The 4,676-nt window shown below is 73.3% G+C and carries 6 protein-coding genes and 1 pseudogene; 3 read left to right on the plus strand and 4 right to left on the minus strand.

From position 1 onward, the window contains the following. The 4 genes and pseudogenes from ACTIR_RS26225 to ACTIR_RS25740 form a co-directional block, all read right to left on the minus strand. Positions 1-710: pseudogene (locus ACTIR_RS26225) on the minus strand (hypothetical protein); the annotation flags it as partial. A gap of 33 nt (positions 711-743) precedes the next feature. Further along, entirely contained in the window at positions 744-1,376 is a 633-nt protein-coding gene (locus ACTIR_RS0103395) for a hypothetical protein (protein WP_026453225.1), read from the minus strand. Further along, complete coding sequence (locus ACTIR_RS0103400; RefSeq protein ID WP_026453226.1) at positions 1,376-1,831, minus strand: RidA family protein; 456 nt, start codon at positions 1,829-1,831, stop codon at positions 1,376-1,378. Before ACTIR_RS0103400 ends, ACTIR_RS0103395 begins: the two co-directional genes overlap by 1 nt. An 11-nt stretch (positions 1,832-1,842) precedes the next feature. Next, positions 1,843-2,004: a DUF4177 domain-containing protein gene (locus tag ACTIR_RS25740; RefSeq protein ID WP_007026587.1), complete on the minus strand. Its 162-nt coding sequence runs from the start codon at positions 2,002-2,004 to the stop codon at positions 1,843-1,845. A 33-nt stretch (positions 2,005-2,037) separates the two neighbouring features. Between ACTIR_RS25740 and ACTIR_RS0103410 the strand changes: the two genes are divergently transcribed. The 3 genes from ACTIR_RS0103410 to ACTIR_RS0103420 are packed head-to-tail and all read left to right on the plus strand — an operon-like array spanning position 2,038 to position 4,504. Beyond that, the gene (locus ACTIR_RS0103410) at positions 2,038-2,286 is read left to right on the plus strand and encodes a hypothetical protein (protein WP_026453227.1); all 249 of its coding nucleotides are present in this window, start codon (positions 2,038-2,040) and stop codon (positions 2,284-2,286) included. A 23-nt stretch (positions 2,287-2,309) separates the two neighbouring features. Then, complete coding sequence (locus tag ACTIR_RS0103415) at positions 2,310-3,311, plus strand: ArsA-related P-loop ATPase (protein WP_026453228.1); 1,002 nt, start codon at positions 2,310-2,312, stop codon at positions 3,309-3,311. Beyond that, a complete protein-coding gene (locus tag ACTIR_RS0103420) occupies positions 3,308-4,504 on the plus strand; it encodes an ArsA family ATPase (protein WP_026453229.1) in 1,197 nt (398 codons plus the stop codon). Before ACTIR_RS0103415 ends, ACTIR_RS0103420 begins: the two co-directional genes overlap by 4 nt. Positions 4,505-4,676: the final 172 nt, after the last annotated feature.

Below are 4,676 nucleotides of genomic sequence, written 5' to 3' on the forward strand. Positions count from 1 at the left end.
CCGGTCCGGACCGCCCGGCTGCGGGGCCGCCCCGCCCGGGGGTCGTGCGGCGGCTCGGCGGCCGGTACCGGGGTTCCCCCGTGGTCGGAGGCCAGCCATACCGGCGTCCCGGCGGCCAGTGCGGCCTCGTGGTATCCGGTCCGTTCGGCACCGGGGCCGGTCACCTCGACGACGGTGTGGATCCCCGCGCGCCGCAGCGCGTCGTCGACCCGGAAGGCGACCGCGGGCGGGTGTGCCTCCGGGCCGATCTCGATGAGCACCACCCGCTGGGGGAGCGGACCGGGCACGGCCCCCGCCGGGGTGTTGCGCCACACCGCGTGCACCGACCGGAGGTCGGGAAGTACCTGGAGGATGCGGTCCAGCGCCTCCGCCATGCCGCGGTCCGGCTGGTCCGCGCCGGAGAACCGGTGCGCGGGTTCCGTTCCGGACTCGCCCACGGTGAGGTCCTCGGCCAGTGCGGGGTCGGACCGGCTCAGCTCCAGCACCAGCCCGAGCTCCCGTTGCTCGGCGGGCCGCACCGGGATCCGGCCGGCGATCAGGGCACCGACCGCGAGTTCCGCGGCCTCGTCGAGATGCGAGCGTGCGACGAGCTCACGGGCGTCCGACAGCGCACTGTCGTCGAGTCTGCCCGCCAGTGCCAGCAGGACGTTGTGCAGACGCAGCGGCACGGCGAAGCCGTCCTTCGGCATGCCGTCGTGTACGTCCACCATCGCCGTTCTCCCTCCAGCCCGCGAAAGCGAGCGTCACGCGGGTACGAGCCTGTGGTGTCCGGCGTCCACGGCGCCCGCGCACACGAACCGGGAGTCCGCGAGCGCGGCCCGGTGGTAGGGGGGCGGTTCCGCCTGCGCGGGCAGGACCTCCACTCCGGGTTCCTCCTCCCCCAGCACACGCAGAACCCGCTGCAACTCCCCGGCCAGCCGCGGCAGCCCGGACACCGCGGTGACCAGGAGTACCCGCTTGGCCTCCCGGTCGGCGGACTCGCGGTCGTACCGCCAGCTCTCCCGGACCTCGCCCACGTCCGGGCGCCCACGCAGCGTCGCGGGCACCACCACGGACACCGAATCGACGGTGTTCACCCATTCGGGTGCTTCCGGGGTGAATGTGTACCTGCTCTCGGCCGAGGCGTCCACCCCGAGCGTCGAACTGACCTCGTGCCAATCGGCCCCGTAGGGGATCAGACCGGCGACGAGCAGCCGGTACTCCGACTGGTCGAGGTCGACCCGGTGCTTGAGCAGGGCCTTGGGCAGCGTCCGCGCGAGCGTGGCCATCGCGCCCTCGCCGAACCAGTCGCGGAACCGCCACAGCATCCGGTCGGGCATCCGCCCCGCCAGGCGGAGGAGCAGTTCGTGGGACGCCGCCTCGACGTCCGGGTCCATCAGGACACCTCCACGACGAGCTCCACCTCGACGGGCGCGCCCAGCGGCAGTTCGGCCACCCCGACGGCCGAGCGGGCGTGTGCCCCCGCGTCCCCGAACACCTCACCGAGCAGCTCGGACGCTCCGTTGATCACCGCGGGCTGGCCACCGAAGCCCTCCCCCGAGGCGACGAACCCGACGACCTTCACCACCCGGACGACGGAGTCGATACCCACGACCGAGTCGACGGCCGCGAGACCGTTCAGGGTCGCCGTCCGGGCGTGCCGCTTGGCCTCCTCGGGGCTGACCTCCGCACCGACCTTGCCGGTCGCGGCCAGCTCGCCCGCGACGAACGGGAGCTGGCCCGAGGTGTACACGTACCGCCCCGTCCGGACGGCGGGCACGTAGGCCGCGACCGGCGTCGCGACGGCGGGCAGGTCGATGCCGAGTTCCGCGAGTCTCGCGCTCCAGCTCATCGTCGGTCCCGTCAGTCCTTCTCGCGCCGGAGGTAGGCCACGTGCTGCTCACCGCTCGGGTTCGGCAGCACCGTCACCAGCTCCCAACCGTCCTCGCCCCACTGGTCGAGGATCTGCTTCGTCGCGTGGATCAGCAGGGGGACGGACGCGTACTCCCACTTCGTAGTGCTCATGCTCCGACACCCTAGCCATTACCGTCGGGTCTCGTGGAAGCATGGCGCATCCTGGCGACGGTCCTGCTGGCCGTCCCCGGGCTGGTGGGGGTGGCGATCGTGATGGCGCTGGCGCGGGACCGCACCGGGAGGCCGGGCACGGTGGCGGTGGCCGGCCTCGTCGCGTTCACCGCCCTTGCGGTGGCGTGTGTGCTCACTCTCACGGTGCTGTCCGTCCCGGTGACCTGGGCGCTCGCCGGGGGTGTCGCACTGATGGTGAGCGTCGCGGCCCTGGTGAGCTGAACGGTGGCTTAGGCTCTGGGGGTGTGACCACGCTGCCTGGCTGGACCGAGGAACTCGAACGGAGCCGCCTGCACTTCGTGACCGGGAAGGGCGGGACCGGCAAGACCACGCTCGCCGCGTCCCTGGGCCTCGCCCTGGCCCGGGAGGGACGCCGCGTCCTGCTCGTCGAGGTCGAGGGACGGCAGGGATTCGCCCAGGCGTTCGACACCGAACCGCTGCCCTACGCCGAGCAGCGCATCGCCGCCGCGCCCGGCGGGGGTGAGCTGCGGGCGCTGCACGTGGACGTCGAGGCCGCCCTGCTCGAATACTTCGAGATGTTCTACAACCTCGGCTTCGCGGGGCGGACCCTGCGCCGGATGGGCGCCATCGAGTTCGCCACCACCCTCGCGCCGGGGCTGCGCGACGTCCTGCTGACCGGCAAGATCAAGGAGTGTGTCGGGCGCACCGAGTCGAACGGCAGGCACACCTACGACGCCGTGGTGGTGGACGCGCCGCCCACCGGGCGGGTGGTCCGCTTCCTGGACGTCACCCGCGCGCTCACGGACGTCGCCAAGACCGGCCCCATCCGGGGGCAGGCCGAAGGGGTGGTCCGGCTGCTGCATTCGGGTGAGACGGCCGTGCACATCGTCACACTGCTGGAGGAGATGCCGGTGCGCGAAACGCTCGACGCGGTGGCCGAGCTGGACGGCGCGGATCTGCGCCCCGGGGCGGTCCTGGTCAACCGCGTCCGGCCCTCGCGGCTGCCCGCACCCGCCCTGCTCCCCGCCGCCGACGGCAGGGTGGACGCCGAGCGCGTGCGGTCCGGACTCGCGACCGCGGGCCTGGAACTGCCCGGGAGCACCGTGGACGCGCTCGTCGCGGAGACCGTGGAGCACGCCGTCGGCATCGCCGCGGAGCAGCGCTCCCGCGAACAGCTCGCCGAGGCCGACCTGCCCACGCTGGAGCTGGCCGACTTCGCGGGCGGCGTGGACGTGGCCGCGCTCTACGAACTCGCCGACGCGCTCGTGGAACAAGGTGTGAAATGACCGGCTCCTTCGACGTCGACGGTCTGCTGGACGACCCGGAGACCCGCGTGGTGGTCTGCTGCGGCTCCGGCGGGGTCGGCAAGACCACCACCGCGGCGGCGCTGGCGCTGCGCGCCGCCGAGCGCGGCAGGCAGACCGTGGTACTCACCATCGACCCGGCGCGCAGGCTCGCCCAGGCCCTCGGCCTGCGCGAACTGGGCAACCACCCGCGCCGGGTGTCCGTGCCCGGATTCGAGCCCCGGGGCGAGCTGTGGGCGATGATGCTGGACATGCGGCGCACCTTCGACGACATGGTGCGCAGGCACGCGGGTCCGGAGCGCGCGGAGCAGCTGCTGGCCAACCCCTTCTACCAGACGATCTCCACGTCGTTCTCCGGAACGCAGGAGTACATGGCGATGGAGAAGCTGGGCCAGCTCGCGGCGACCGGCGAGTGGGATCTGATCATCGTCGACACCCCGCCCAGCCGCTCGGCGCTGGACTTCCTGGACGCGCCCAACCGGCTCTCCGCCGCGCTGGACGGTCGGATGATCCGGCTGTTGACCACCCCGGCCCGCGCGGGCACCTGGGGGCTGCGCAAGGTCGTCGGCGCGGGTTTCTCCATGTTCGCCAAGGCGGTGTCGACCATTCTCGGCGGGCAGCTGCTGGCCGACGCCTCGGCGTTCGTGCAGGCGTTCGACTCCACCTTCGGCGGGTTCCGCGAGCGCGCGGAGAAGACGGCCGAACTGCTGCGTTCCCGCGGCACGTCGTTCCTGGTCGTGGCCGCGCCGGAACCCGACGCGCTGCGCGAGGCCAGCTACTTCGTCGACCGGCTGTCCACCGAGTCGATGCCGCTGGACGGCCTGGTCGCCAACCGCACCCACCCCGTGCTCGCCGACGTCTCCGAGATCTCCGCCATCGACGCGCTGGCCGCCGCCGAGTCCCTGGAACGCCGGACGGCGACCGGGACCGGTGACGAGGGTTCCGCGGACGGAACCGACGGTGCCGACGGAACCGACGGTGCCGACGCGCTGGCCGCGGCGGTGTTGCGGCTGCACGCCGACCGGATCGCGATGGCGGGCCGGGAGGAGCGGCTGCTGGCCCGGTTCACCCGGGCGCATCCGCACGTGCCGGTGACCACGGTGCCCGCGTTACCGAGCGACGTCCACGACCTCGACGGACTCCGGGATGTCGGAAACCGCCTCGCGGGCGGCTGATCCGGCGTAGACTCACCCCGGCCGTGAGGCACACACCCGGAACGGGTCACCGGACGAGACGGCGGAGGCGACGTGAGGCACGGTCGGCACGGCCCGGCGGCAGGGCCGGTACGCGCCCCGGCGGGGTGGGCACGGACCCCCGAGGGGGCCCGCACCGCCCGCACCGTCCGTG

It is taken from the genome of Saccharomonospora iraqiensis subsp. iraqiensis, from assembly GCF_000430445.1.
Classification (GTDB): Bacteria; Actinomycetota; Actinomycetes; order Mycobacteriales; family Pseudonocardiaceae; genus Saccharomonospora; species Saccharomonospora iraqiensis.

Excerpts from the sequence above, each read along its gene's own strand:
- ACTIR_RS0103395 (WP_026453225.1), bottom strand. The coding sequence starts at position 1,376 with ATGGACCCGGACGTCGAGGCGGCGTCCCACGAACTGCTCCTCCGCCTG.
- ACTIR_RS0103420 (WP_026453229.1), top strand. The coding sequence starts at position 3,308 with ATGACCGGCTCCTTCGACGTCGACGGTCTGCTGGACGACCCGGAGACC.
- ACTIR_RS0103400 (WP_026453226.1), bottom strand. The coding sequence starts at position 1,831 with ATGAGCTGGAGCGCGAGACTCGCGGAACTCGGCATCGACCTGCCCGCC.
- ACTIR_RS25740 (WP_007026587.1), bottom strand. The coding sequence starts at position 2,004 with ATGAGCACTACGAAGTGGGAGTACGCGTCCGTCCCCCTGCTGATCCAC.